Consider the following 26862-nt stretch of genomic DNA (forward strand, 5'->3'; position numbering starts at 1 on the left):
GCAAACGACAACAGAGTTCTATTGAGATCGCTAGGGATTAGCGGTTGTCAATGTTGCTCGACGTGAAGATCGGCTTGAGCGATGCATCATCGGCGTAGCCAAGATACGAGCCCATGCCGAAGTTGTCTTCGAGCGAATGCAGCAGCGCGTAGTGGTTGTAGCCGGTGTTATCCACGTGACCGCCCTTGATGAACGGCGACAGCAGAAGCGTACCAATCTGATCGCCACCGACTCCGAGGTAGTTCAACGAAATCGACACGCTCTGCACGGATGCAGGCAGCGTCGCCGGGTTAATACCGAGCAGGCCTGCTTGGGCCACCGGGTACGTGGTCAACGTGACCTGTTCCGGACGCGCCACGTTCGGGCCCGTTTGCTGGTTGCAGCCAGGGCACTGATTGCCCATCTCCGGCTCCAGCAAGGAGAGCGTCTTGCCATCAGCACTGACTTGCGTTGTCGGCGTAAGTCCGGTCACGACGCCTTCATCCGTGGTGATGATGATCAGGCCGTCCTGCTTGTAGGCGGGCGAAGCCTGGATCACCGGGATCGTCTTCTTCAGGAACGCGTCGATCGAAGTCAAACCACCAGGCTGACCGTTTGCGCAGCCCTTACCCGCAGTACCCGTACCGTCACCATCATGACCATCGTTACACAGGTTTGGCGTGATGAAGGAGAAGTTCGGTGTAGTGTCGATCGACTGAAGATCCGTTGCCAGGTTGGCTTGCAGGTTGACCACGCGCGCGTCGCAGTTTGCCAGATCATCGATGGTCGAATGGAAATACGGGAACGGATTGTGACGCGTTGCGTACTCATCGCCCTCCACGTCACCCGAAGCCGAAGGAGCCTGCGCGGCCTGCGTGCCGTCGACAGCCTTCGTCGGGTCGGTGCCCGCAAGCTGCGCGGTACGGCGCGGGAACGAACAGGTCTTCGTGCCGTCACGGTTCAGGTTGTTGCCCATGTCCTCGTTGTAGCTGCGCCACGTGAGCTTGGCTTGTTCCATCTGGTTGCCCAAATGCTGCACACGAGCCGGGAACACGCAGCCGCCGCTCTGGTGGCCGTTTACGTCCGTGCCTGCCTTGAGAACCTTGGGGTTCGCCGAGTCGTTTCCGGCATCGACGATATCAGACCAAATCGCGAAGCAGTCCGATTCGGTGTCGTGTGTCGATGGCTGACCCGACACCATCGATATGTAATTGTCCAGCGAAACGTGTCCGGTGCCATAGTAGTTCGCGAGGTACGTGCCCTGCGGCATCAGCGATTTCAGGTACGGGTCCTGGTTCGAATCAGGGTTCGTCGTGCCGTACGTCGATTCCGCGGCCTTGTTCTCGAGCACGATGACCCAGACGTGCCTGATCGCCTTGCTCGATGCGACGGTTGCAATGTACTGGTCGCTCACGGCCTTCACTACGGCGTTGCCGTTGGTGTTGAAGTCGCCCAGCAGGGCATCCGACGTCGTGCCGATCTTGGTCGCCAGTTGCGTTTGAGCATCCGCCTGCGACAGGCCGCTGTCCATCAGTTGTGAAAGCTGCGTGGTGATCGCGCTAAGGGAACTGACGCCACGCGGCGAACGGAACGTAGCCGTGCTGTTGAACACCGTGCCCATGTTTTTGCCCGATGCGTCATTCTCCGTTGCACCTTTCAGATCGGCAACAACATACTTCCAAGACCCATTGCTCGTATCGGCGATCGAGAACTTGCCTTGGGCATCCGAGCGCGCGACAGGCTCGCCCTGGTCGCACTTGCCGTTGTTGTTTACGTCCAGGCAGACCGCCGCACCTTGGATATAGCTGCCGAGCACCTGACCGCTGACCTTCGGACCGGCGTCCGAACCATTGCTGCTGCTACCGCAGGCAGACAATCCTGCCATTACGCCGATGCTTGCCAGCATCGAGAGCATACCTCTGCGCAACCCTGCATGTTTCACAACTTCTCCTCGTTATAGGCCGGATCGATCCGACGGCATTTGACACGCGCGAATTCTATGTAAGTTGTGTTACATGGCTATGAAGAAATGGTTAGAAAATGAAATAAACATTGGCTCGAGCCGCCTCCAGCAAATTAAGGCTCGACGGGTAAGCAGGGGGCGACCTTCGGCAGCAACCGGCCGGTCGGCGCAAACATCTGAATCGCGGGCAATTGATGCGCGTGCAACGAAATCGTGAAAATCCGAGGGCGCGCCAAATGTTTGTCGCGCTGTGGAGCTAGGCGATACGTGGGGTATGCGCGGCGTCGCCGCGCTTGCCACCCAAGCGCTTGAACGTCCGCTTAGGAGAAATCCCACGGGCCGAATCGGGTCGAAATGCGACCTCGATGCCTACCCTCCCCGCTGACTTGACTTGTTCTCGCGCTCAATAGACTGGGCCGTGCGTCGAAAATCAATTCGGCGCGCAACGTCGAGGGTTGGCGTGGTCTACAAAGGCAGCTTCAAAGACATCATTTATCCGGAACCGACTCGAGAGCCGCGCGTCACGCGATACCGTGTTGTGCTCACCGCAGAGCCGACGCATACGGTCTCTGCAGTCACCCAGTTTCTGCAAGACGACCTGGCGCACGCATATCACTCGCCGCTTGAATCAGCCCTCGATCTACTGCTCGACCGAATCGTAGAGCGGGGGTTGAAGGGATCCGTCTCGACCGCATAACACTCGTCGTTCAGACCGGACCGAAGCTGCTGCAATACCCGATCAACTTCAACGCGGTCGAATTTCAAAAACGCGGCAACCCGGTGTCGGTCACAGGTACGGGGAAGAAAAAGGCGATCCACATCCGCTCTCATGACGTTGTCGGTGGTTCGGTCGGATTCTTTGTTGATCGCGAAGGCGTCCGCGAGGTTGATGAGGCGCTCGCCGAAATCCTTCGGTGAGCGCTCCGGCTCGACGGCCGCCGTCGAGCCGGTCGTAACAACGAGGCGCGAAATGACGGCACGTTATGCAGTTGGGCGCTGGGAGTCCTTGTGGGCGAGCGAACCCTCTGTGAGCCACCGGATCGTCTTGGATCTAACGACCGAGACTGTTTTGGCGGGCTAGGACAGACGGTATAAGCGTTGGACTCCGATGCTGCTTGAGCATGTTGCCTACATGCAGCAAATACTCAAAGAAACGTTCCCGGACATTTTCGAGAATCCGGGCGAATTCGAATTCGCGACGTGCGAAACCTTCCCCGACTGGGTTTCGCAAGCGTGGGAATGGCCACGCGACGATGACCCCGACGAGGAGATACGCGCTGCCAGCCGCCCGCCCCCCGATCCATGGCAACGGCGCTGATTCAAGTTTTCAGGAAAGGAGCCGTTACCCCCGAGATGGATTCGCACACGAAAAAATTAATTGCGGCCGGCAATGCGCTGCAACTCGCGATGCTGTCGATCGACCGCGTGACGGCGAAAGCTGAGTGGGAAAAGATACCATACGCTACGGGTTTGACGCATCGTCGAAACACCTGCGGCATGCTTTGGAAGTGAGCAACGCGGTCGCAAATTACCCTGCGTTGCAGCACCTATTCCTCCACTTCGAGCTGTACGTCATCGAAATGAAAAGGCCGTCGGCGCGGCAGAAAGCGAAGCTTATTGAAGCGAAGGCGCCGAAATCCCGCCTTTGGCTTGCCCGAGATCCTGAGTTTCTTCGGCCCGCTTACACGATGAACTAACTCGTTTTCTTCATCGTTCCGATCAACCGGTCGAGCCGCTCAAGTGCGTCCACAATTGCGCCGAAACGCACTTCTCTCAACTGCCGGTCGTGTTCGTTGACGACATCGAGTAGGGGCTGAAGAAGCTGGTCTGGGAAGTTCCACCCGTTGCCAGCGCCGTTGCGGTCCAGTTCCGCAAGCACGTCCGCTTCAACCTTTCGGATGGCCCGAAGGTCAAGTAGACCGTGCCCCTTCTGCGTTAGAAAGCTTGTCAAGAGAACGGATTGCGCCATGCAAATGGCGTGGGCTCGGCTGCCGCGTTGGTTGCGAATCGCTTCAAATGACAATCGGAACTGCAACGCCATTGCCTCCGCGTCGGCTCGCGGCATCGGCAATAGCAACGCTTTGCTGCCACGCGCATGCTGCATTTTTCGAGGCTGTCGTCGTTTCACTGTACAACTCGAACACGAACGTGGTCGCGCGGCGCTGCCGCCGACCGCGATCGAGATCGCGCTTGCTGAGCCGACATGGCACGAAGAACACCTGACCCGGCTGCTCAAAGAGCGCCTTGGCAGGATCGAACTGGTCGCCGCTGTCATCGCGTTACGGCTCGAAGTCAACGACGTGGAGGCGGCGGCTCCCCCGTCCGACACGCTCTTTCCTGAACCCGGAGGCAATGCCGAAGACCACAACCGGTTGATGGAGCTGTTATTCGCCCGGCTCGGCCCCGAGAACGTATTGCGCGCCGCGCCGATCGCCGACCACCGACCAGAAGTGATTGCGAACTGGGTGACGGTGACCAGCGACGCGAAAGGGTGCGCTTTGCCGGGAGATCGGCCGCGGCCGTCGTGGCTGCTGGAGACGCCCGTCCAACTGATGACGCGCCAGCATCGGCCGTTCTACGGCAGCCCGCTGCGCACGGTGTCGCCGGGCGAACGCGTCGAAGGTGGCTGGTGGGATGGCGAACTCGTAACGCGTGACTATTTCGTCGCCGAGGCAGACGACCGTACCTGCTACTGGATTTACCGAGAACGCGTCGGCAGCCGGGACGAAGAGGACCCGCGATGGTTCCTGCACGGGTTGTTCGGATAAGACCATGTCGTCCGTTCCTATCGGCCTGCCCGGCTATGCCGAGTTGCAGTGCTTTTCCAACTTCACGTTCCTGCGCGGCGCATCGCACGCAGAGGATCTGATCGAGCGCGCCGAACGGCTCGGATACTTCGCGGTCGCAATCACGGACGAGTGCTCGCTCGCCGGCGTCGTACGCGCGCACGTCGCGGCAAAGGAAGCCAATATTCGGTTGATCGTTGGAGCGCACTTTGAGGTGACGAATCCGGACGGCACCCCTGCCCTTGCCTTCACCGCATTGGCACAGAACCGGGACGGATATGGCAACCTGAGCGAATTGATCACGCTCGCGCGCACGCGAACATCGAAAGGCACATACCTCCTCACGCCCAATGACTTGGCGCGACCGGACGCTCCCTACTCGCACCTGCGTGGTCTGCCTGACTGCCTCGCGATTCTGTCGCCCGAATTTCCCGCGAATGAAGCACGGCTCGATGCTCAGGTGGAGTGGCTTGCCTCAACCTTTGAAGACCGTTGCTGGGTGGCGCTCACGTTGCACGCACGCGCGATGGACGATATCCATCGTGGGATTGTTGAGTACGTCGCGGATAAGCATCAGGTGCCGGTCGTGGCCACTGGCGCGGTGACAATGCACGTGCGCTCGCGAAAACCGCTACAGGACTCGCTCACGGCGATCCGCTTGAATCGATCGATTGCTGAATGCGGGTTTGAACTCGCGCAGAATGCTGAGCAGCATCTGAGATCGAAGCTGCGACTCGCGAATCTCTACCCTGAGCGCGCACTTTCGGAGACGCTGAACGTCGCCAACCGTTGCACGTTCCGTCTGGATGAACTTCGATACGAGTATCCCGACGAACTGGTGCCACCCGGCGTGACACCGACAAACTATCTTCGCCAAGAAACCTATATCGGCGCGCACCGGCGCTTTCCAGCCGGAATTCCGCACGCAGTACAAAAGCAAATCGAGCACGAACTGGCATTGATCGCGGATCTCAAATACGAGCCGTACTTTCTGACGGTCTACGACCTTGTGCGCTTCGCTCGCAACGAAGGAATCTTGTGTCAGGGGCGCGGGTCTGCGGCGAATTCAGCCGTCTGCTATTGCTTGGGCGTGACGGAGGTCGATCCCGCAAGAAGCAGCATGCTGTTTGAGCGGTTCATTTCAAAAGAGCGGGCCGAGCCGCCTGATATCGACGTGGATTTCGAGCACCAGCGCCGCGAAGAAGTCATCCAGTACATTTATCGCAAGTACACACGCACCCGGGCTGCCCTCGCGGCCGCCGTCACCACCTATCGCCCGAAAAGCGCGTTGCGCGATTCAGGCAAGGCGTTGGGCATTGACCCGGCGATCGTCGACAAGGTCGCGAAAGCACACCACTGGTTCGATTCGAGCGCGGACCTTCTGAATCGCTTCGTTGAATCCGGACTCGATCCGGAAGCGCCGATGATTCAGCAGTGGGCCACGCTCGCCTCTCAGCTGCTCGGCTTCCCGCGTCACCTCTCCCAACACACGGGCGGCTTTGTGATCGCGCGCGGCAAGCTCTCCCGGCTCGTGCCCATCGAGAACGCGTCGATGGTCGATCGGACGGTCATCCAGTGGGATAAGGACGACTTGGAGGCACTCGGTCTTTTGAAGATCGACGTCCTTGCGCTCGGCATGCTGTCGGCAATCCGCCGCACGCTCGATCTCGTGTCGCAGCAGCGCGGCGAGCGGGTTGAGATGCAGGACATACCGCCCGAGGATCCGGCCACCTACGAGATGATTTGCCGTGCGACACCGTCGGCGTCTTCCAGATCGAATCGCGCGCGCAAATGAGCATGCTGCCGCGGCTTCAGCCAAGGACGTTTTATGACCTCGTGATCGAGGTCGCGCTCGTAAGGCCAGGTCCGATTCAAGGCGGGGCCGTGCATCCATATTTGCGCCGTCGGCAGGGATTCGAGACAGTCACTTATCCCAGCGATGCCCTCAAAGTCGCGCTCGGGCGAACGCTCGGCGTACCCATCTTCCCGGAGCAGGTGATGCAAGTCGCGATTCTCGCGGCCGGATTCACACCGGGTGAAGCGGACCAACTTCGAAGAGCCATGGCCGCCTGGAAGCGCAAGGGTGGTCTGCAACAGTACTACGACCGCATCGTCAATGGCATGACCGAACGCGGCTATGAGAAGGCGTTTGCAGACGGGATTTTTGAGCAGATAAAGGGGTTCGCGGAGTACGGCTTTCCGGAAAGCCATTCGGCAAGCTTTGCCCTGCTCGTCTATGCAAGCAGTTGGCTCAAGTGCCATGAACCGGCCGCGTTCCTGTGCGCGATGCTGAACAGCCAGCCGATGGGCTTCTACTCACCTCGCAACTGGTCCAGGACGCAAAGCGCCACAAGGTTCGCGTCCTGCCGATTGACGTCACCATCAGCAACTGGGATTCGGCGCTCGAAGGCGACGGCTCGATGGCGCCCGTGCGGCTCGGCCTTTCGCTCGTTCGCGGAATGCGTGACGAGTCAGCCGCGCGCATCGAATCAGCACGCGCGGTGCGACAGTTCGCCGACGTCAACGATCTGGCGAACCGGGCGCAGCTTGATCGGCACGACCTGCAAGTGCTCGCAGACGCCAATGCGCTTTACTCGCTCGCGGGCAACCGCCGTCAAGCGCTCTGGCAAGCGGTGGCAGCCGTGCCGGATCGTGATCTGCTGCGCGCGACGGCACGTGAAGAGGAGACGCCCATGCTGGCCGCGCCGAGTGAGGGAGAAGAAATTGTCGGCGACTATCGTTCGACCGGCCTGACACTCAACCGGCATCCGCTTTCGTTGCTGCGCGAACGGCTCGATGCGAAGAAGATCTACAACGCCGCGAAGCTCGCGACCTATCCCAACGGGCGTCTGGCGCGCGCCTGCGGCATCGTGACAGTAAGGCAACGACCGGGAACCGCAAACGGCGTGCTGTTCATCACGCTCGAAGATGAGTCGGGCCAAATCAACGTCATCGTCTGGCCATCTCTCGTTGAGAAATTCAGGAAAGAGGCGCTCGGTGCTTCGCTGCTAGGCGTCTACGGCGTCTGGCAGAAGGAAGGCGAGGTAAAGCACCTTGTCGCGAATCGACTCGTCGACATGACGGCGCTCCTTGGAAATTTGGCCACGTCGAGCCGGAACTTTCACTGAGCTAGTAGCTCGGAGCCAGTCCATCAGTCTCAGGATTCCGTTGCTAGCTTCGTGCCGGGGGCGACATGCTTTCCCAATCGATATCAACCGAGCTCGCGGCCGCGTTCGCGGCTTAGCAAGCCGGCGGAGGGCTAGCACGCAGTTAGAGCTTACACCTTTCCAAATCGGCCCACGCACGTGTAGATTTCAGCAGTGCGCAACGCGGGAACACAAGCCAACCCAACAAAGCAATCACGGATGATATGAAAAAAATTATTTGTGGCTTGTTGTGGCCGTTATCGCCGACGCTCAAGATGGCTGAGCTTACAAAGCGCAGGTTGCTGGCCGATGGCGGGGCCGCCGCGCTAACAACCGGCATAAAACGATATAACCTATTCTAATCTTTGATCGCTCTTGCGCTTTTTTCTAACTTCGGAATTTTATCAACGCGATTGGTTTCTTGATGCCGATCGTAAATGGGTAAACTACATTATTCTCGTTTGTTTTGGATATTTTATAATAACATCGCGTGCCGTCGAGATCTTCGTTGCCTTTCTGAACGATGCCGCGGCGAAACTCAATGGCGAAAGGGCAAAAAGCGAACTCAGCCCGGGCGACCGGCTGAAACTTGCGTTCAGAAGCTATTTTGAATTGTTACTTAATTTCGCGACGCTATACTATCTGATGCCGTCTTGTTGGCTCAAAGACAACCATCAAGCTTCTAAAATAATCGACGCGCTCTATTTTAGCAGCGTTACGATGACTACCGTCGGTTATGGCGACATCAGCCCGTCGTATTGGCCAGCACAGATATCGGTCCTGCTCCGGGTATTTGTCGGGCTCACCTTAGCTGTTTTGTCGTTCACAGTTTATACAAGCATTGCACTTGCCAACCTATCGAGAAAAGACTAATGGAAACCAAACATGAACCTGTCACGTTACCGTTAGCGGACACCGCTGGTAGCCCAATATCTTTCAAACAGTTATCGTTTTTCTTTCTTCTATTCCAAGCAATCTATGTGTTTGCTGTGGAGGAGTTGGAGTCGGACACTCGTGTTTGGCGGGAGGACAACCTACGCGAGCTTTACCAATTCACAGATGCGGTCGAACGACGGATCCAGGAGACGCCGGGCGACTATATGACAGTCACGGGAGCGACTCGCTATGAAAACCTCGATCTGCGAATAATTGATATTCGACGTCGAAACACGTTGGACTTTATCTTGTGAGGTGCACTTCCGCCGATTGTGACCGGCTGCATAATGGCCGGTGGTATTTTGTTCCTAAGTAGTAAGCGGGCGGTTCTGCCTGACATCTTCACATCGAACCGAAGAATGGCTCAGACGCTAGGCGTAGGGGAAGACGGGCGCATTAGGAAGAAGAGAAAGCCCGAGCCTTGAATAGACGCAATGCCGTCGACCATATGAATCGACCGTCAATTTGGCGTCAACCTTGCAAACCGCGAAGCCTCTGGGTGATGCCGCTCGATATGGCCAACCAAAAGGTGTCCTAGCTCCTTGACGAGTCGGGCGTAAGCGTCGCGGTTGTCCATAGCGCTTTTCTGTTTAAGCGCGGAGCAAAATCGTTGTATTTCCCATCGTCGTGTTTTCCAATGCGTTCAGCAAAACAGTCGCGGATCGAGCCCAAACGCCTCTTGACGAATGACTTTCAGTTCGCCGTAGTCGCTGTGAAGAGGGTTGAGGATCAGGTTCCAGTCAGCCGGACACACTACAGAAGGGACTTTCATCGCGACCGACGTTCCCTCCATAAGCCAATGGCGGCCGACGTCAACGGTCGACGCAGGTATTGGCAACGTGGTCCAGTCTGCGGGCAGAACTGGTTCATAGCCTTTGTCGACCAGGTGATCGGGGATTTCTAGCTCCACGAGAAAGAGGTTTCCAGCCGGAGGGATGCCCGACGCATGCACACGCACTTCAAGGACCGCCGTTGCCGCATTTAGACTTGTGTCCAGGGCGGGCATTCCGGCCGGATTCCAGCGTCCGCCGGCTATTGCAGCGCCATTGCCGCTCAGATCGTCAGCGTGATATTTTCCGGGCTTATTCTTGGCTAAACGGAAGAGCCTCATACACCGACGCCGAACTCAATCCGCTGGAGGATTCTCTGAACTTCATCGTACCCGGCCTGCGTGTCTAGCATCGAGACGGGACTTTCGCCGCCCAATTCCGCGTGGGGAGTCTGCATCCATTTTGCAGCAAGCTCACCGCTTTCAAATACGTCAGCCGCGTGTGCATGGATCAGGATGACTCTCGACACGCGATCAGACTCTCCACTACTCAGGCGGTCGCCAGCGGCAAGTTTCCGCGTCACAGTGCTCGACGGAATACGCAGGCTTGCAAGCAAGGACTGGATGCTGGTGTTCAAGACCTCAGAAGCAACAAGACCGATGATGTTCGGCTCCAGGCCTAGCCGGATCTCGCGGCTTTGCGCTATCGGGTCGAGTTGAATAAACGCGGCCAGTCGCGAATCGCGTGCGCCGCTTGGCGTGGACTTGTTAGGCGAGGATCGAATCGCGGGCATCACAGTCTCCAAATGGGTATGGCCATATGCCCATTATGGCAATTTGCCCATTCGGTGTCAAGGTGTCTATCAAATGAGCAAAAACAACCCGGCATGACGGCCCTGGTTTGGCGCTCTCGCATCCGCGACCAGTGTGCTGCGATCAGACCGCTTGCTAGTCGCGTTCATTGTCGTAATCGCGAGCTGACATTGTTTCCTTTATGCCCAACGAGGCGATCGACCTGATCTATCTGGACAAGGCTTACTATCTCGCGCCGGATAAGCGCGGCGGAAAGCCTTATCAGCTTCTTTACCAAGCGATGCGTGAAAGCGGCACATGTGCGCTCGCCCGATGGACGTCGCGCGGAAAGCAGCACATCGTCCAGATCCGCGCTGGGCAGGACGGTCATCATGCAGCAGCTTCTTTATGCGGATGAGGTTCGCTCGGCTCTCTCAGCCCCTCGAATACCGGGAGGGTCTTAGAATTGCGGCATAACAGTCCAAGATTTTAGCCGCACCCCCGCAAACCAACATTGCAACGTTTAATCTCATCATTGGGTAACTCTGTCTTCCTATTCCACTTTGATTCCGACTACGTTTTCTCGGCGACTGGTCTGCCGATGTAGCGTCTTTGGGTGCCGCAGCGGGTGCATTTGTCACGTAGTAAGCCATGCTTCGAGATTCGTTGCTTGCGCGATGTCGCCGCGGTGGCGGATTAACTCAACCCCACGCCGAAGTTCCGATACGGTGACGACCGACATATACAGGTCGCTCCCATCTCGCAACGCCCCGCGGAAGAACGCTCGCACGCCCTCATTTGAGCGATCCCACTTCCGCACCTCGCTGATAACGTTGGTGTCAATCAAATACACGCGTCACCTCACCGTCATCGACGCGTCCAAAATCCGAGTCCACGCCGACGTCAGGAACAGTCATCAGCACTTCCGCGAAGCTCTTCTTCGTCGGCTTGCGAAGCGCGCTTGCCAAGATCTCGCGATGTTCTGCCTCGGCGCTACGACCGTGTGCCGCGGCCCGCTCGCGTAGACTCTGAGCCAAGCTCTCGTCCACGTTGCGCACTAGTAGATTTGCCATTGAAAAATCCCCGATTGATATGCTATCAATGATAGCACCACCGAGGAGGGTTGCAAGCATTGCTATGAGAACACTCCGGTATGGCGGACGACTGTCGCCTGACGTCGATTGATATCCGCAAAACTTACTCAGCGAAATGATGGGATGATTGCCGCCCGGCAAGAAATCCTGCAATGTTTTAAATCAAATGAAGAATCCGAGCTAAAAATATTTCAGGTCGCTAAACGTTTGCGTTCTTTGCGCGTAACGATGGTAAACCCCCATACTGAACTCGAATAATAAAACGACGAGAGAAAAGCCATGCCGGGGAATATCAGAACACTTTACTTCGTAGGCCGCGAAATGCCCGCTCCATTGCGGGAACAATTACTCGAACGCGGCTGGACGATTGAATCAGTAACGCCGGGCAAGCGGCTCAAAAGCCCGCGATCCGACATCCAGGCCTGCGCGGGACTGGTCGATTTCGCCGCCTGCCTGGACGAACTCGATCACCCGGATTTACAGCAGCTATTTTCGTCGACACGAATTGGCTGGGTCGGGCTCGCCATGCCGGATCTGGTTTCGGAGCCGGCGGTCAGGCGCGTGCTGCGCAATTACTGCTCGGATTATGTGACCTTGCCGGCATCGAACGATCGTATTGCCGATTCAGTCGGTCACGCGTACGGCATGGTCGCGTTGAACGATCCGGCCGGCGCAGGCGAAGTCCACGTCGAGGGCGCAATTGCCGAGGGCGAAATGATCGGCTCGTGCGACGCGATGCTCGCGCTGTTCCGCTCCATTCGCAAAGTGGCGATGACGGACGCGCCCGTGTTTATCTCCGGCGAATCGGGTACGGGTAAAGAACTGACGGCCGTGGCGATCCACGAGCGTTCGGTGCGCCGCGAGCAGCCGTTCGTCGCGATCAATTGCGGCGCGATTCCCGCGCATCTTTTGCAATCCGAGTTGTTCGGCTACGAACGCGGCGCATTTACGGGCGCGAACCAGCGCAAGATCGGCCGGGTGGAAGCGGCGAACGGCGGCACGCTGTTCCTCGATGAAATCGGCGATCTGCCGCTCGAAAGCCAGGCGAGCCTGCTGCGCTTTTTGCAGGAACGCAAGGTCGAGCGTCTCGGCGGACACGGTTCCACGCCGGTGGATGTGCGCATTATTTCCGCGACGCACGTCGATATGCAGACCGCGATGATCGAAGGGCGCTTTCGTGCCGACCTGTATCACCGTCTGTGCGTGCTGCAAATCGACGAACCGCCGCTGCGCGCACGCGGCAAGGACATCGAGCTGCTCGCGAAGCACATGCTCGATCGATTCAAGAAGGACGCGAGCCGCCGTTTGCGCGGTTTTGCGCCGGACGCGATCGCCGCGATCCATAACTACGGTTGGCCCGGCAACGTGCGCGAACTGATCAATCGCGTGCGTCGGGCCATCGTGATGTCCGAAAGCCGGCAGATCACCGCACGCGATCTCGAACTCGGCGAATACGTGGAAGTCGCGCCGGTTTCGCTGGCGCAGGCCCGCGAAGCAGCCGAACGTCAGGCGATCGAGCTGGCGCTCCTGCGTCATCGCGGCCGCCTCGGCGATGCCGCGCAGGAACTCGGCATCTCGCGCGTGACGCTGTATCGCTTGCTGACCGCGCTCGATTTGCGCAACGCAACGAACGACGTTCAGGGCAGTGCGCCGGTGTGCGCGCGGCCTGCTGCGTGAGTTTTCCGGAACGCGACGATCAACAGGCTTTCGCGAGCCGGGACCAACGGGCCGTTTTCGTGTGCTCCGCGCGGGCGGTCATCGCGCAGCTCGTGCACATCCGCGCGGACTGTCTCGCGGGCGAGCCGTGCCGGATCGACACGGGCGAATACCGTTGCAGCGACGCCGATGGCATCGACCGGTTAAAGCGCGACATTCGCGCCGGACGCGTGATGCGCTTCAGCATCGACGAACGGCGCTGGGGCGCACGCAGCATCGTAGTCAATCAGTACGCGCGATGACGGCGGTCATCAGGCGTAGATGTTCAAAACCGAAAACCGACGAGAGAACGAGATGAATCTCGAATACCGGGGTCAAGCCGTCACCATCCGGCTTTTTCCTTCAACGAGCGGCGGCTGGGTCTGGGCCTACTGGATGAGCGGTCTGGATCGTTACGAAGAGAGCGACCAGGCGATCGCCACCGGCCGCGCGGCGCTGGTAGCCGCGCGGCAGGTCGCGGTGCGTTACCTCGACGCGTTGAAGTTCGACTGATCGCCGACTGCGCACGCCGCATCTCCCGTGCAGCCCGGAAAAACCGCCTTCGACAGGCACATATCAGCACTCGGTTGACGCTACGTCGCGCAGTTCGGCGAAAAGGCCACCAGAATTCGTGTGCCCCCTGTCTGCGCATGAGATTCGTGGCAAACGGTGCCGCCGAGACTTCGTACCAGCGACGTAATGACTTTGTTGCCGAGGCCAGACAAGGCATCGACATTAAAATCGGCAGGCAGCCCCCTACCGCCGTCAGCGACGGACAGGCAGTACCGGCCGGCATCAACCGGAACAAGCCAACTCAGACGAACTTCGCGCCATACTTCCAAGCGTTCGTCGCCAGTTCATTCACGAGAGCCCCATCCGGCTGATCTGCTCGCTTGGCACCCTACCAAGATGCCCGAATCCCGAATCCGCATCGATCGTCTTCAGAAAAGTACGGCCGCGCAACCGTCGACGCGGGGATGCCCTGCACGTACGCCCGCAGCGCCGCGAAGTGATTGCGCGCATACGCGGCTCGGCTTTCGGTGACGGTCTGTGGTCTGTTGGCCATGTGAGCGGCTTCTTTTCGTTGTCTGGAGGCCCGTCTGGACGGAACTTAGATGCCCTGCCCCCCATTTTTACCCATTAAAACCATGCCTGATAATACGAAGTATCAGGCATGGAACGTCGCGGAAAGTCGGCGTTGGCGGCCGCCGAACGTCGGAACGCGCCGGCGAGCTACCTGACGATGCGGCCGGACGTCTCTGGACGAACCTTGGGACCCGCCAAAACCGCATGCGTAACAATAGGCCTATTATTGATCTACAATAATTCCTATTGAACCATCGACGGAGAGTAAGCATGGTGGCAGAGACCAGGACGTTGACGGCACAGGTGCCCGTCGAACTTGCTCAGGAAGTAGATGCGTTGTCCGAGCGTCTTGAGCGGCCCCGCCAGTGGATCATCAAGAAGGCGCTGGTCCAGTTCCTTACTCGCGAGGCAGAGAAGCGACGCTTGATTCAGGAAGGTCTGGATGACGTCACCGCGGGCCGTCTGGTCTCGATGGACGAAGCTCGTGCATGGGCAAATAGCCTGGGCGCGGACAACGAACTGCCGGTACCGAAGGCGTGAGCGTCAAAGTCCTCCAGACCAGCAAAGCGATGTCCGATTTGAGCACGATCGCGGCGCATGTGAAGAAATACAACGACGCTGCCATCGCGCGCGAGGTCGTCAATGCGCTGCTCGACGCGGCAGAGCGCCTGGGGCAGGACCGTTTTCAACGTATCGGGGAGGAACTAGACGGCTACGATGGCCCCCCGGCGCGCGAAGTGCATCGGTGGGTGTGCCTCGCTGGACGCTACGAACTTCACTACGAAGTCCTGCCAGCCTACGCGGACGAACCTATTGCAATAGCCATCCTTCGTGTCTGGGACACCCGGCAAGACCGGTAAGACCGTGCTCGACCAACTAGTGATGCAACCACAATTAAAAGACTCGTCGAAGGTGCCGCTCTGAGACGGCCTGCGCCTCGATCTGGCACGGAAGCTTGACCTCGGGCGGCATTGGATAGGCTTTGGCGTCAGGGCAATGGTGCAAGAAGTACTAAAAACCAGCCCGGGAATGCCGTTATGCACCGGTAGGCTCGGCATCGGGGCCCCCGACGACCGGCAACGTTGTGGTTAAAGCTTTTCCGACTAGATTCGACGCAACACACGCAGGACACAACCGCCGCATACATGGAACGAGCGCGCGTGCTCACGAGTATGAAAAGGCGGGCCGTCGAAGAGATCATCAAGTCAAGAGTCGGCACTCAGATGACCCACTTCGCCGTGCAGCGGAAAGCGGCGACGATCCTTGGCAAATTAGCGGCATCTATTAACGTCCGCGCGGGCGATGGAAGGCAGCTCGTCAAGATGTATGAGCGGTTCGGGGAGTTCGAGATGCGCGCCGAACTTGAGAGCCTGCGCGAGACGCCGGACTAGCTTCTTTCCTGAGGGACCATCCGAAATTTATGGTCGGTGCCAAAGCATTGCATGAGAGGCACGTAGCCGTGCAGGCAGCGTTGGCCGCGGAACTGGCCATCGAGTTGGAAGACGAAGTAAAGCACTAGGAGCGGTGCCGCCCACGCTGTTGGCCCCTTGTGCGTCCAGCGAGGCTGGCGGCGTTTAAGCCGTCGCCGCCACTCGTAACTGATAACTTCGAGGTGCTCGACGGCAACGGCGCGCGGCGGTGTGCGGCGTTCAAAGATCGGGCCGTTGCACTAGCTGGCGAATGCACCGAGGAATACGATGGATTCGTCGACGCCTCAGCAACAAGACGCGACGAAGAGGAATATCATCCGCACCTGGCAGAGCAACGGCAGGTAGCGGCATGAACGAGTACTCGATCACTGATATTGAAAACGCCATCAACTACTGGCAGTCGCGGCAGGCGGCGACGGATGACTTCGCTGTCTGCCCAAGAGCAAGGATGTTGGCAGACGTCTACGGAACGATGATTTTCATCGACGAGAGCGCGTCGAAGCTAGAAACTTGACGGCGGAACAGAACGAAGCGATAGGCCTTGCGCTCGCCCAGAAGGAACTTTTCTGATGGTGACAAGAGAGGGCAAACATGTCGGACGGTGATAGAGCCTTGTTATGGGTGGACGCGCAGGCCGGCGGCGGCCGCGTCGAAATCTATTCGCGAGAAGTACCGACGGCGGACGCTGTGCGCATGTTCGCCTCAGCCAGCAGCGACTCGCGAGCGTTCGAGGAAGACCTCACAGACTGGGTGGCAACGGAGATAGTCGGCGACGTTTTGTACGCCGGCTATTTCTGCCCTAAGAGCAAAGGCTTGGACGAGGAAAAACAAGTGTCGTTCGCGCTCGTACATGCTTGCGACGCTATCAGCAAGCATTTCGGCATTGACGCAGGACTCCTCGAACGCGCATTGCGGCCTGAGAATCTGGCGCAGTTGGCGGCCGCACGGGATGCAGAGATCGCATCTCTGGTCCATGATCTTCCCGAGCTTACGAAGGACGCCGAGGCCGTGCGAGAAACACACGCGTCGGTGCAGGCGGCTCTTGCCGACGAACTTGCGAAGGCCATCGCTGATGGCAAGATTAAGTCGCATTGAGCGTTGCCGACGCAGATGATGCCAGACATCGTAGGACCGCAGCGGCGTGCAGGATTTTTCGCGCCTTGCGGTTCTTGACCCGCGTAGGGTCAAGAGCGCGCCCGACGTGCCGTTAACTGAGCCATTCCTGATCTTTCCACGGCTCACATGTTCTCTTCGATTCGCAGTCGCGTCCTTGCTGCTTCTCTCGCTATTGTCGTTGGCGGTCTTGCCGTCAATACGGGCGTCAATTACAGCGTTGCTCATCGCTACAACAGCGATTCCATCGAAAGCAGCCTCACGGCGGTCCTTACCGGCCACGAGGCGGGTATCGAGGAATGGATCACATCGAAAACGCAGATGATCGTCTCGGTCGAAGACGCAGCGCTAAGTTCTGATCCTGTACCCTTTCTCAAACAAGTGGCATCCGCAGGCGGCTTCACGAATGTTTATGTCGGCTACGCCGACAAAACAGCGAAGTTTTCGGATTCGACCGGCATTCCTTCCGACTACGACCCAACAGGACGACCTTGGTACAAACAGGCGGTAGAGGCCGGTAAGCCGGTGGTGACGCCGCCCTACGTAGACGTCGGCACCGGTAAGCTCGTGGTCGCCTTTGCTGCGCCAATCGTCCGCGACGGCGCAGTGAAAGGCGTCGTATCGGGCGACGTGGCGATGGATAGCGTCGTCGCGAACATTAAGTCGATCCACCCGACGCCCGCAAGCTTCGGCATGCTGGTCGACTACAGTGATCATATCGTTGCGGCCGCTGATGCGAAACTGACGCTCAAACCCCTGACGGATGTCGCCAACGAACTGACGGCGGACGCAATCAAGGCAGCTTCCGGTCAACATTCGACCGCCATTGAGGCGACGGTCGGCGGTGCGACGAAGCTGGTGCGTACTCGCGCGGTGCCAGGAACGAACTGGCTGACTCTCGTTGCGCTCGACAAGTCGGAAGCGACAGCCGGTATGTGTTCGCTGCTGACTGCATCGATCGCCTCCCTTGCGGTGATCGCCGCGATCGCCGCCGCCATCATTAGTGCCGTCACTGGCGCGGCCTTCAGAGGACTCGCAAAGGTGCGAGACGCCATGGAGGGCATCGGCTCGGGGAGCGGAGATCTCACGCAGCGGTTGCCCGCGACCGGCGATGATGAGGTCGCGCAGATCGCCCGTTCTTTCAATGCGTTCGTCGGCAAGATCAACAGCGTGATGGTGCAGATCCGCGACACCAGTGAATCCGTTCGCCATGCCGCCAGCGAGATCGCCTCGGGGAATCACGATTTGTCGCGTCGGACTGAATCGGCTGCAGCAAGCTTGCAGGAGACAGCCGCTTCAATGGAAGAAATCACGTCCACGGTGACACAGTCGGCCAGCGCAGCTCGCCAAGCCGATCAAACGGCGACGACCGCAGCGAGCGCGGCATCCCGTGGCGGCTCCGTCGTTGCCGACGTCGTCTCAACGATGCAGGAAATCGAAGGCGCATCCGGGAAGATCAGCGACATTATTGGCGTCATCGAGGGGATTGCGTTCCAGACCAACATTCTTGCGCTCAACGCTGCAGTCGAGGCGGCACGCGCGGGCGAGGACGGCCGCGGATTCGCCGTGGTGGCCGGTGAGGTGCGCACGCTCGCTCAGCGTAGCGCGCAGGCAGCCAAGGAAATCAAAGAACTGATCGGCTCGAGCGTTGCGAGCGTCTCAGCCGGCGCGTCGCTGGTACAGCAAGCGGGTGAAACGATGAACGACATCGTTGGCCGAGTATCTAGCGTCACGACGATCATCGGCGAGATCACCAACGCGGCTGACGAACAGACGCGCGGCATACAGGAGATCAACCGTGCGGTGTCGCAACTGGACGAGATGGTGCAGCAAAACGCGGCGCTAGTTGAGCAGTCGGCGGCCGCAGCTTCGGCATTGCAAACGCAGGCCAACGAACTGGCAAGCGCTGTTGGTCAGTTTCGTGTGGCATAAGGTCGGCGTAAGCCCTCCCTCGCATGAGCTTCATCGCGGCGCGGGCATCGAGAGTGAATGACTCTCACCGTGCCCGCGTCGCGCAACCTGAGCGTAACAAGCCTTCGTCTTTTGAGTTAGGTCGCCCGGGCTTGAATGACTCCAACGTCAGCTCGTCGCCCTCCTCAAACGGTGGTGCAAGGCGGGTGGCAGCAGTCGACCCTCAGCAGCCAATTGCGGCCAGCCTGCCAGCGTCCCTTGACAACAACATACCGGACGCTCAACTCAAACATTCCGGTTGGCTCAACGATCTGTGATTCGATCGGCTGAGAACCTCGAATGACCCTCAACTTGTCGATGTCCAGTCGTCCGCCTGGAGCGCGTCAATAATCTTCGATACCTGGACGAAGACCGCCAAGGTATATTTTTCGTGTGCGTTTGCTAATCACCCTGGAGTTCCTGCGCGGCTTTCGCAAGATCTCTAGAGGGCGGCAGGCCGAACAGACGCGCATATTCCCGGCTGAACTGGTTTGGACTTTCGTAGCCGACGCTGAAGGCGATCGATGTCGCGCTGCCCTGACCGGAGATCAGTTGTGACCGCGCGTGCAACAACCGAATACGCTTCTGATACTGCAACGGACTCAATGCCGTTACCGCCTTGAAATGGCGATGAAATGCCGAAACGCTCAACGCCGCCATCTCGGCCAGGGCATCAACCCTTATCTGTTCGGTGAAGTTGCGTCGTATCCAGTTAATCGCAACGCCGATACGCGAAAGCGCCGTGTCCGGCGATGCGATATCTCGCAGCATCCAGCCGAGCGGCCCCTGAAGCACCCGAAACAGAATCTCGCGCTCGTACGAGGGAGCAAGCACCGCGATCTCGTCCGGCCGCTCCATCAACCGGAGCATCCGAATCCAGGCGTCGAGCAGTTCATCATTGACCGGTGCGACTGAAAATCCAGAGTCGAACAGCGTCCTGCAGACCTGCACCGGCAGATCGCGGATGAGCGCCGCGACGATGGTGGGATCGAGCGTCAGGCTGACTGCAAGATACGGTTCGCCGGTCGCGGTCGGATGGACGGTACCAACCGCGGGTAGATCCACGGACATGACGAAGTAGGTCGCCGGATCATAGTGAAAGGTCCGGTCACCGACCGTCATCGTCTTCGATCCCGTCAGGATCAGGTTCACCATAGGCTCGTAGACGGCAGCGAGCAGGTGCTCGGGGATTTCTCCCTGGACCATGGCGACACGCGGAATACCCGTCTCGGTGCGCCTGTTTTCAGCCCGGGACGTTAGTGCTCTTAATTCCTGTAGTTGCTTTTCCATGGCCCCACGCTAGCAGAGGCCATCCGGGCATGCAATCCAACAGCAGAAATAGGCAAGTTTCGAGGAGGATCGGGTGAGTGCGCGGTGCTCGATGGTCGTATCTTCACTCTCACCAGACAGACGGGAGAGACCCAGTGAAGATTGTCATTGTGACCGGAAGTAGTCGTGGCATTGGTGCCAGCACCGCACTCGAATGCGCCAGGCGTGGAATGGGTGTGGTCGTCACCTACAACAGCAATCCGGAACAGGCGACACAGGTTGTGAAAGCAATCGCCGGGATCGGCGGGGCGTCGGTTGCCCTGAAGCTCGACGTCGGCAACAGCAGCTCGTTTCCCGAGTTTCGCGAAGCGGTCTCCGCACGGATTAATGCCATCTGGGGCAGGCAGACCTTCGACTTCCTCGTGAACAACGCCGGGCACGGCCTCTACGCTCCAATCACCGACGTGACCGAAGACCAGTTCGATGGGCTGTTCAACGTGCATCTCAGGGGACCGTTCTTTCTGACCCAGGCACTTCTGCCGCTGATCGAGGACGGCGGCCACGTCGTCAACGTCACCAGTGCGACCAGCCGCGTCGCCACCGCAGGCGTCGCGCCCTATGCCGCGTTCAAGGGCGGACTGCAGGTTCTGACTCGCTACATGGCCAAGGAATTCGGGGAGCGGCGCATCAGAGCGAACTCGATTGCGCCGGGAGCGATCCGCACAGAGCTGGGCGGCGGATTGAACGATGAATTCGAGGCCATTCTTGCGGGCCAGACGGCGCTCGGGCGGGTGGGCGAGCCCGAAGACATTGGCGGCGTCATCGCAAGCCTGCTATCCGACGAGAGCCGCTGGATCAATGCCCAGAACATCGAAGTGGCGGGCGGTTACATCATCTGAATCGGGGAGAAATCATCATGCTCGACCACGTCTTCATATCCGTCAGCGATATCAATCGCTCGATCGCTTTCTACGAGAAGGCGCTCGCACCGCTCGGCATCGTACATGCGATCGACTACGACGGCAGCCAAGGCCCCGCCGGCCACCCTGATCTCAAAGGTTTTGGTGCGAACGGGCGCGTGTTCTTCTGGTTGCGCGAAGGTACGGTCGAAGGTCGCGCCGCACACGTCGGTTTCATCGCCGCTGGCAAGCGCGAAGTCGATGCGGCTTTCTCAGCGGCGATGTCCGTAGGTGCCACCGAAATCCATCCGCCCGGGCCGCAGCGTCACTATGACCCGCGCTATTACGCCGCTCAGGTGCGCGACCCCGACGGCTACAGCCTCGAATTTGTCTATAAGGAATGGCAGCACTGATATGAAGAAGCTCATGATTTACGGCGCGACGGGATATACCGGTCGCATGGCGGCAGAACATGCCTCAGCAGCAGGTACGTCGATAATCCTCGCAGGACGCAATGAAGCGACGCTCGTACCGCTTGCTGCGAGGCTCGGGGTGGAGTATCGGGTCTTCGCGCTCGAAGACTCTTCTGTGATTGACCGATCACTCTTTGACGTCGGTGTCCTCCTCAACTGCGCGGGGCCATTTTCCAGGACCGCCAATGTCCTGATGACGGCTAGCATCTGCAACGGCGTGCACTATCTCGACGTCGCCGCGGAACTCGACGGATATCGTCTGGCCGAAGTGCTCGATGCAGAGGCCAGAACTGCTGACGTCATGCTTCTGCCCGGCAGCGGCGGCAGTGTCGCAATGCTCGGGTGCCTTGCCGAGAATGCTGTTGCGAGAACGAACAATCCCTCGAGCATCAAGGTGGCGATGCACGTCTCGGGCGGTCTGTCACGAGGCTCGGCCGTCAGCGCCATGGGGAGCGTCACCGTCGAAACTCTGGTGCGGGCCGACGGGAAGCTGGTCCCCCGGCCTGCAGGAGCCATCCGAGGGTTCGACTTCGGAAAGGGTGCCGTCGACTGTTTTCAGGTGACACTCCCCGATCTCATCACGATCTGGCGATCGACGAACGTGCGAAACATTGAGACGTTCGTCCACGTGACGGGCGATGGATTTCCACGAGGTGATCTCTCTGCACTGCCAGACGGACCGAGCGTGGAGGAACGACTGGCCAATCGGTACCAGGCGGTCGTTGAGGTAACTGATTCCGACGGCAGGATCTTCCGCTCGGTTCTCGATACGGTCAACGGCTACACATTCACGGCAACTGCTGCGGCCGAAGCCGGCCGGCGCGTTTTGGCCGGCGAGGCCCGCCCGGGCTTCCAGACGCCCGCGATGCTGTTCGGCAGCGGTTTTGCCAAGACAATCGCAGACACCACCATCGTAGACGTTTGAGGAGCAGGCCATGGAGAAACTCGTTGCTACATTTATCCAGACCGCCAATTCCTTCGACGTCGAGGGCGTGGCGACCCTTTTCACAGCCGATGCAGTTATCGACGACGTTTCCGTTGGCGATGCCTTTGTTGGTGCCGAAGGTATTCGCCTCTACCTCAGGCAATTTTTCGTTGGCTACAAAACCGCCAGCAAGCTTCTGTCCCTGGAGCAACTGGACGACTTCACTGCCGTCGCTCGCGTGGATTTCACAGGCGACTTTGGGCACGAGATCGGGACTCTCAAGATCAGGCGCAACACCGATGGTCTTATCGAGCGAATCGACGCGAATCTCGAATAGCGAGCACGGAATACAGCCATTGCTGCTTGCCTGGGCGCTGATGCCGCGATGGCTTCGCTTCGCAAACTTCTGGAATAGGAAGGACAACACTTATGACCATGTCAACATCACTCACCAACGAAGCCGCAGACAAGCTTGCGGTTGTCGATGCCCTCTACCAGTTCGCCGCGGGTATTGACCGTCGCGACAGGAACCTTCTATCCTCCTCACTCGCAGAAAACGCCGTATCGGACTTTCGCCAGGCCGCTGCTAAAGCCGGGTTCGACTATCCGGTCATCGAGGGCAGAGACGTTATCGTCGAGGCCCTCACGGTATCTCTCGCGACTCTGGATACGACGCACTCCGTCACAAACCCGCGGGTCACCATCGCCGGGGACACGGCCCGCCTCGATGCACTTGTAGAAGCCCAGCATGTACCACGGGGCGATCATACTCGTCACTATCTGATGAAGAACCGCTACGATGTCGAACTGGCAAGAAAGGGCGATGTCTGGGTCATCACGCGGAGCACGATCGACAACGTCTTGCGCTCTGGAGATCCTGCGGTTCTTTCTGTTGTGTAGAGTGTGTTTGGCTGGAGACTGAACTGCGGCGTGATCGAGTTAGCGTCGCCACGACGCTGCGCACTCGGTCACTCCATCCGGAGCACATAGTAGGCCTTGCGGTGATGCCTGTTTATCACCCAATGACCGAATTGCGCCAGGCAGCGGGCGTCCGCGCAGGCTCGGCGATTGACTCTTCCTGGCCGCTTCATGCCAGTGAAATCATTTTCGCGTTTTGCTCAGCAGGTGTCCCAAGCCGAGGTCTGTCGCAACTTTCCAGACATAGTTGCGCGAATAAGCCTTGCCGCATCGTTGCCCGACCACCATTCGAAGGCGCTCGTTCGTCCACCTATCTGCGTTCAACCCATAGGAACGCGGCGAAGCCTGGAGCGCTTCACTAATGAGCTGCGCTAGGTCGATAGCCCCTGTGACGGTTCCGGGTGCCGACTTCTGCCGCGCCTTGAGCACGTCGGCGAAACCCAGTTCAATTATGAGTCGCCGCACGTAGACTCGGGAGTATCGGCGATGAAATTTACGCTCGATCACTGTCAGAAAGCGCCCGTCCGTCCAGCGGTCGCTTTCAAACCCAAAATTGGTTGCGGATGATCGCAATGCCCTGGAGAGCCATACCCGAGCATGTGCGTCAAGAGACGACTTTCTCCCACCGACGCCCATTAGCTTTAAGCGTTCGAGGCCACCTTCCTCGAGCATTGACCGGTATCGCCTGGCCGTCTGGACCGAGATCCCAAGTTCCGAGGCAGTTTGATCCGGGCTTTTACCCGCCAAAAGCATCTCGCCCGCTTTTATCCGTAAGGCCACACTGGACAGTTCTTTGGGAAGTTCCTGCATAGCTTTTCTGGAGTGCAACCGAATCAAATATACTGCGCAATATGGATCTGCAATCCGGGAAGCAACAAAGGCGGCCGATTCAATAACCGAGTATTTGGAAACACCGCCTCTTGGCCGAACTCGGAAATTCGGTCCGAGCGCGGCGCGGTCTTTCCATGAAAGCAATTTTCGAGCAGCTGCGCCGCTCTGAATACTGTGCTCAGCATGGATTCGCTTGCTCTAGCTTCCATCGACCGGCTATTGTAGCGCTCCCGCCTGTAGGCATCGGCACCATAACGCTAGGCGCAGCGCGGGCCGCCGGAACTCTCTCCGTGGTGCAAGCTTAGTCGTCGCAAATTGCGACAAACCGAGATGTAGCCGTGGGCGCGTTCTGATCTGAACATATATCCTTCCTGACTCTGCGGAAATCAACTTGGACGTCATTAAACGGAATCACGTACGGGCCACGGGCGACGGACCCGCGACCATGGTCTTCTCCCACGGGTTCGGCTGCGACCAGTCGATGTGGCGGTATGTTGCCCCCCAGTTCGAAGCTCGTTATCGGACAGTGCTGTTCGACCTCGTCGGCAGTGGTTCCTCGGATCTCTCCTGTTACGACTACGACAAGTACTCTTCGCTGCACGGTTATGCCGCCGACGTACTTGAGATCCTTGACGCTGCCGCCACGGGACCGGTAATTTTTGTTGGGCATTCGGTGAGCGCAACGATCGGTATGCTTGCCGCCCTTCAAGAGCCCAGCCGGTTTGCTGCCAATATCATGGTCGGCCCTTCGCCATCGTTCATTAACGATGGCGACTATACGGGCGGTTTCGCCCGGGCCGATATTGACGGTTTGCTAGATACATTGGAAAACAATTTCCTAGGCTGGTCGAGCACGATGGCGCCTTCCATTATGGGCGCGCCTGGCAAACCCGAACTTGGGGTCGAACTTACCAACAGCTTCTGCCGTACCGATCCCGACATCGCCAGGCACTTTGCGCGCGTCACTTTCCTCGCCGACCATCGCAAGGAGCTCCTCTCTGTAAGCACGCCCACCTTGATCATCCAGTCAGACGACGATCTGCTCGCGCCGATTAGCGTCGGCGAGTACATGCACCGTTCAATCCGCAGCAGTAAGCTAGCCATAGTCGACAACATCGGGCATTGTCCCCATTTAAGCGCGCCGAGCGCCAGCGTGGATGCGATGGACGCGTTCCTTCGGGAGCTCGAGCACCTTCATGCGTGACACGCGCGCGCATCTGCCGGAGTTCAGTGCGGCATACGATACCGCGCCGTGCGGGCTCTTCACCACGGCGCCTGGCGGACTGTTACTGCGTGCGAACGCGACGTTGTGTCGGTGGCTCGATCGTCCCGCGGCGTCGCTGGTGGGACATAAAAGGCTTCAGGATCTCATCACGGTTGGTGGCAAGATCTTTCTCCAGACCCATTTGGCACCATTGCTGAGCTTGCAGCGGTCCGTGGCGGAAGTGAAGCTGGAGATGCTGCGCGGCGACGGGACGGCTGTCCCCGTGTTGGTCAACATAGCTCGCGTCGGCGGGCCGGAGGAGCAGTTCGACGAATTTGCGGTCATGATGGTAAGTGACCGGCACAAATATGAAAGGGAGCTGCTCGACGCGCGGAAAGCGCGCTTCAGGCGAAGGACGCTGCCGAGCGCGCGCTGCGAGTCGCCGACCGCAGAAAGGACGAATTTCTTGCGACACTTGCCCACGAACTTCGCGACCCATTCGCTGCAATGCAAGCTGCAGTCGAGCTGCTGAGGCGTGACGCCCAGGGGGCAAACAAGGACGCGCCCGACGACCACCCGCGCGAGCCGATCATGAGTCGACTCGATGTGCTCAACCGTCAACTGACCAAAGCGACCCGCCTGACCGATGATCTCCTTGAGGTGTCACGCATCGCGAAGGGGAAGATCGAAGTCAGGCGTGCACCGGTCAACCTCCAGTCCATTCTTGACGATGCCGTTGCCGGCATACGTGCGCGTTTCTCTGTCAACGGACCCACCCATACGCTCAAAGTGAATGTGACTGGGGAGCCGCTGATCCTCGATGCCGATCCGGTACGGATCGCGCAAATAGTGCAGAACCTGCTGAACAATGCGCTTCGCTATACGCCACATGGCGGGTGGGTGCGGCTGACCGCCACGCACGAAGGCGAGTATGCCGTCATAGGGGTGAGCGACAACGGCATTGGCATAGCGCCGGCCGACCTCGCGCGCGTCTTCGAAATGTTTGGTCAGGCGCCGGCCGGTCGAGGGCAGTCGCAAGGCGGCCTTGGTATTGGCCTGGCGCTGGTCCGCGCCCTGACCGAGCTGCACGGCGGCACGGTTACTGTGGCCAGCGAGGGACCGGGCTTGGGCAGTGCTTTTGTAGTGCGACTGCCGTTGTCGACCGGTCCGGCGGCGACGTCGCTGCCTGCCCCTAACATTGTGATGTCCGCCCGCCGCCGTGTATTGATAGCGGACGATAACGCGGACGCAGCTCAAGGCCTGGCAGTCCTGCTTGAAGGCGAAGGGCACGTTACGGCGGTAGCGGTAGACGGGGCGTCGGCGCTGCGGCTAGTTGATGAATTCCGTCCGGAAGTCGTGGTGCTTGATATCGGCTTACCCGACATGAGCGGCGAGGAAGTCGCGAGCTGCATACGCCGCGCGCATGGTGTGCGGGTCTCCCTTGTTGCGCTGACGGGGCTTGCGCCGGAAATGCGCCCCCGCGGCTTGTTCGATTCCTTTCTCACCAAGCCCGCACCCATCAAGGTGCTTCTTGCGGCGATCGCCGACGCGCGCCCGAGCTAATTAACGCTCGGACCACCTTGTGCGGGTAACCGCTATGAGGG

General features: G+C 59.0%; 27 protein-coding genes and 4 pseudogenes. 23 read left to right on the forward strand and 8 right to left on the reverse strand.

Annotated features, from left to right (window positions below):
- Positions 1–37 precede the first annotated feature (37 nt).
- Positions 38–1894 carry an alkaline phosphatase family protein gene (locus AC3D25_RS02690; protein WP_488886931.1) on the reverse strand — a complete coding sequence of 619 codons (1857 nt, stop codon included), beginning with the start codon at positions 1892–1894 and terminating at the stop codon, positions 38–40.
- 1350 nt (positions 1895–3244) lie between these two features.
- On the opposite strand from AC3D25_RS02690, the gene AC3D25_RS02695 reads away from it, so the two are divergent.
- Positions 3245–3454, forward strand: a complete 210-nt coding sequence (locus tag AC3D25_RS02695) for a hypothetical protein (protein ID WP_488886932.1) — start codon at positions 3245–3247, stop codon at positions 3452–3454.
- Between the two features lie 181 nt (positions 3455–3635).
- Here AC3D25_RS02695 and AC3D25_RS02700 read toward each other — a convergent pair whose 3' ends face one another.
- A complete protein-coding gene (locus AC3D25_RS02700; protein ID WP_488886933.1) occupies positions 3636–3911 on the reverse strand; it encodes a Fis family transcriptional regulator in 276 nt (91 codons plus the stop codon).
- Between the two features lie 151 nt (positions 3912–4062).
- Between AC3D25_RS02700 and AC3D25_RS02705 the strand changes: the two are divergent.
- The 4 genes and pseudogenes from AC3D25_RS02705 to AC3D25_RS02720 all read left to right on the forward strand — a co-directional run.
- Positions 4063–4710 (forward strand): annotated as a pseudogene (locus AC3D25_RS02705) (DNA polymerase Y family protein); the annotation flags it as partial.
- A gap of 4 nt (positions 4711–4714) precedes the next feature.
- Positions 4715–7856: pseudogene (locus AC3D25_RS02710) on the forward strand (error-prone DNA polymerase).
- Positions 7857–8249: 393 nt separating this feature from the next.
- The gene (locus AC3D25_RS02715) at positions 8250–8747 is read left to right on the forward strand and encodes a potassium channel family protein (protein ID WP_488886934.1); all 498 of its coding nucleotides are present in this window, start codon (positions 8250–8252) and stop codon (positions 8745–8747) included.
- On the forward strand, positions 8747–9064 hold the full coding sequence (locus tag AC3D25_RS02720; RefSeq protein WP_488886935.1) for a hypothetical protein: 318 nt from the start codon (positions 8747–8749) through the stop codon (positions 9062–9064). The genes AC3D25_RS02715 and AC3D25_RS02720 overlap by 1 nt, the downstream gene beginning before the upstream one ends.
- Before the next feature lie 389 nt (positions 9065–9453).
- On the opposite strand, the gene AC3D25_RS02725 is transcribed toward AC3D25_RS02720, so the two are convergent.
- Positions 9454–9921 carry an RES family NAD+ phosphorylase gene (locus tag AC3D25_RS02725; RefSeq protein WP_488886936.1) on the reverse strand — a complete coding sequence of 156 codons (468 nt, stop codon included), beginning with the start codon at positions 9919–9921 and terminating at the stop codon, positions 9454–9456.
- Positions 9918–10373: an Xre family toxin-antitoxin system antitoxin gene (locus AC3D25_RS02730; RefSeq protein ID WP_488886937.1), complete on the reverse strand. Its 456-nt coding sequence runs from the start codon at positions 10371–10373 to the stop codon at positions 9918–9920. Before AC3D25_RS02730 ends, AC3D25_RS02725 begins: the two co-directional genes overlap by 4 nt.
- A 185-nt stretch (positions 10374–10558) precedes the next feature.
- Between AC3D25_RS02730 and AC3D25_RS02735 the strand changes: the two are divergent.
- Positions 10559–10799, forward strand: a pseudogene (locus AC3D25_RS02735) (Ku protein); the annotation flags it as partial.
- Positions 10800–11017: 218 nt separating this feature from the next.
- On the opposite strand, the pseudogene AC3D25_RS02740 reads toward AC3D25_RS02735, so the two are convergent.
- Together AC3D25_RS02740 and AC3D25_RS02745 are read right to left on the reverse strand one after the other, a co-directional pair.
- A pseudogene (locus AC3D25_RS02740) lies at positions 11018–11224 on the reverse strand (PIN domain-containing protein); the annotation flags it as partial.
- Positions 11211–11444 (reverse strand): FitA-like ribbon-helix-helix domain-containing protein, encoded by a 234-nt coding sequence (locus AC3D25_RS02745; protein WP_488886919.1) that lies wholly within the window; start codon positions 11442–11444, stop codon positions 11211–11213. The gene AC3D25_RS02745 and the pseudogene AC3D25_RS02740, both read right to left, overlap by 14 nt.
- Before the next feature lie 300 nt (positions 11445–11744).
- Between AC3D25_RS02745 and AC3D25_RS02750 the strand changes: the two genes are divergently transcribed.
- The 9 genes from AC3D25_RS02750 (at position 11745) to AC3D25_RS02790 (ending at position 18721) form a co-directional block, all read left to right on the forward strand.
- Positions 11745–13142, forward strand: a complete 1398-nt coding sequence (locus AC3D25_RS02750; protein WP_488886938.1) for a sigma-54 dependent transcriptional regulator — start codon at positions 11745–11747, stop codon at positions 13140–13142.
- Complete coding sequence (locus tag AC3D25_RS02755) at positions 13139–13423, forward strand: hypothetical protein (protein ID WP_488886939.1); 285 nt, start codon at positions 13139–13141, stop codon at positions 13421–13423. Before AC3D25_RS02750 ends, AC3D25_RS02755 begins: the two co-directional genes overlap by 4 nt.
- A 52-nt stretch (positions 13424–13475) precedes the next feature.
- Complete coding sequence (locus tag AC3D25_RS02760) at positions 13476–13673, forward strand: hypothetical protein (protein ID WP_488886940.1); 198 nt, start codon at positions 13476–13478, stop codon at positions 13671–13673.
- An 843-nt stretch (positions 13674–14516) separates the two neighbouring features.
- A complete protein-coding gene (locus tag AC3D25_RS02765) occupies positions 14517–14786 on the forward strand; it encodes a CopG family ribbon-helix-helix protein (RefSeq protein ID WP_488886941.1) in 270 nt (89 codons plus the stop codon).
- Positions 14783–15106: a type II toxin-antitoxin system RelE/ParE family toxin gene (locus AC3D25_RS02770; protein WP_488886942.1), complete on the forward strand. Its 324-nt coding sequence runs from the start codon at positions 14783–14785 to the stop codon at positions 15104–15106. The genes AC3D25_RS02765 and AC3D25_RS02770 overlap by 4 nt, the downstream gene beginning before the upstream one ends.
- Before the next feature lie 300 nt (positions 15107–15406).
- Entirely contained in the window at positions 15407–15637 is a 231-nt protein-coding gene (locus AC3D25_RS02775) for a hypothetical protein (RefSeq protein WP_488886943.1), read from the forward strand.
- Positions 15638–16025: 388 nt separating this feature from the next.
- Positions 16026–16190 carry a DUF3717 domain-containing protein gene (locus tag AC3D25_RS02780; RefSeq protein ID WP_488886944.1) on the forward strand — a complete coding sequence of 55 codons (165 nt, stop codon included), beginning with the start codon at positions 16026–16028 and terminating at the stop codon, positions 16188–16190.
- Between the two features lie 77 nt (positions 16191–16267).
- Complete coding sequence (locus AC3D25_RS02785; protein ID WP_488886945.1) at positions 16268–16771, forward strand: hypothetical protein; 504 nt, start codon at positions 16268–16270, stop codon at positions 16769–16771.
- 147 nt (positions 16772–16918) lie between these two features.
- On the forward strand, positions 16919–18721 hold the full coding sequence (locus AC3D25_RS02790; protein ID WP_488886946.1) for a methyl-accepting chemotaxis protein: 1803 nt from the start codon (positions 16919–16921) through the stop codon (positions 18719–18721).
- Positions 18722–19141: 420 nt separating this feature from the next.
- Here AC3D25_RS02790 and AC3D25_RS02795 read toward each other — a convergent pair whose 3' ends face one another.
- Complete coding sequence (locus AC3D25_RS02795; protein ID WP_309911378.1) at positions 19142–20029, reverse strand: AraC family transcriptional regulator; 888 nt, start codon at positions 20027–20029, stop codon at positions 19142–19144.
- Between the two features lie 134 nt (positions 20030–20163).
- Between AC3D25_RS02795 and AC3D25_RS02800 the strand changes: the two genes are divergently transcribed.
- The 5 genes from AC3D25_RS02800 to AC3D25_RS02820 all read left to right on the forward strand — a co-directional run bounded on the left by AC3D25_RS02800 (position 20164) and on the right by AC3D25_RS02820 (position 23205).
- Positions 20164–20907, forward strand: a complete 744-nt coding sequence (locus AC3D25_RS02800) for an SDR family NAD(P)-dependent oxidoreductase (RefSeq protein WP_488886947.1) — start codon at positions 20164–20166, stop codon at positions 20905–20907.
- Positions 20908–20924: 17 nt separating this feature from the next.
- Positions 20925–21320 carry a VOC family protein gene (locus tag AC3D25_RS02805; protein WP_488886651.1) on the forward strand — a complete coding sequence of 132 codons (396 nt, stop codon included), beginning with the start codon at positions 20925–20927 and terminating at the stop codon, positions 21318–21320.
- A 1-nt stretch (position 21321) separates the two neighbouring features.
- Positions 21322–22305 carry a saccharopine dehydrogenase family protein gene (locus AC3D25_RS02810; RefSeq protein WP_488886948.1) on the forward strand — a complete coding sequence of 328 codons (984 nt, stop codon included), beginning with the start codon at positions 21322–21324 and terminating at the stop codon, positions 22303–22305.
- A 10-nt stretch (positions 22306–22315) separates the two neighbouring features.
- Positions 22316–22642, forward strand: a complete 327-nt coding sequence (locus AC3D25_RS02815) for a nuclear transport factor 2 family protein (protein ID WP_488886949.1) — start codon at positions 22316–22318, stop codon at positions 22640–22642.
- 92 nt (positions 22643–22734) lie between these two features.
- On the forward strand, positions 22735–23205 hold the full coding sequence (locus AC3D25_RS02820) for a nuclear transport factor 2 family protein (protein WP_488886950.1): 471 nt from the start codon (positions 22735–22737) through the stop codon (positions 23203–23205).
- Positions 23206–23406: 201 nt separating this feature from the next.
- Here the strand turns inward: AC3D25_RS02820 and AC3D25_RS02825 are convergent, their stop codons facing one another.
- Positions 23407–24033 (reverse strand): helix-turn-helix domain-containing protein, encoded by a 627-nt coding sequence (locus AC3D25_RS02825; RefSeq protein WP_488886951.1) that lies wholly within the window; start codon positions 24031–24033, stop codon positions 23407–23409.
- 412 nt (positions 24034–24445) lie between these two features.
- On the opposite strand from AC3D25_RS02825, the gene AC3D25_RS02830 reads away from it, so the two are divergent.
- The 3 genes from AC3D25_RS02830 to AC3D25_RS02840 are packed head-to-tail and all read left to right on the forward strand — an operon-like array spanning position 24446 to position 26821.
- A complete protein-coding gene (locus tag AC3D25_RS02830) occupies positions 24446–25258 on the forward strand; it encodes an alpha/beta fold hydrolase (protein WP_488886952.1) in 813 nt (270 codons plus the stop codon).
- Positions 25251–25790 carry a nitrogen regulation protein NR(II) gene (locus AC3D25_RS02835; RefSeq protein WP_488886953.1) on the forward strand — a complete coding sequence of 180 codons (540 nt, stop codon included), beginning with the start codon at positions 25251–25253 and terminating at the stop codon, positions 25788–25790. Before AC3D25_RS02830 ends, AC3D25_RS02835 begins: the two co-directional genes overlap by 8 nt.
- Entirely contained in the window at positions 25766–26821 is a 1056-nt protein-coding gene (locus tag AC3D25_RS02840) for a sensor histidine kinase (RefSeq protein ID WP_488886954.1), read from the forward strand. Before AC3D25_RS02835 ends, AC3D25_RS02840 begins: the two co-directional genes overlap by 25 nt.
- Positions 26822–26862 lie beyond the last annotated feature (41 nt).

The organism is Caballeronia sp. SL1002, assembly GCF_057814995.1.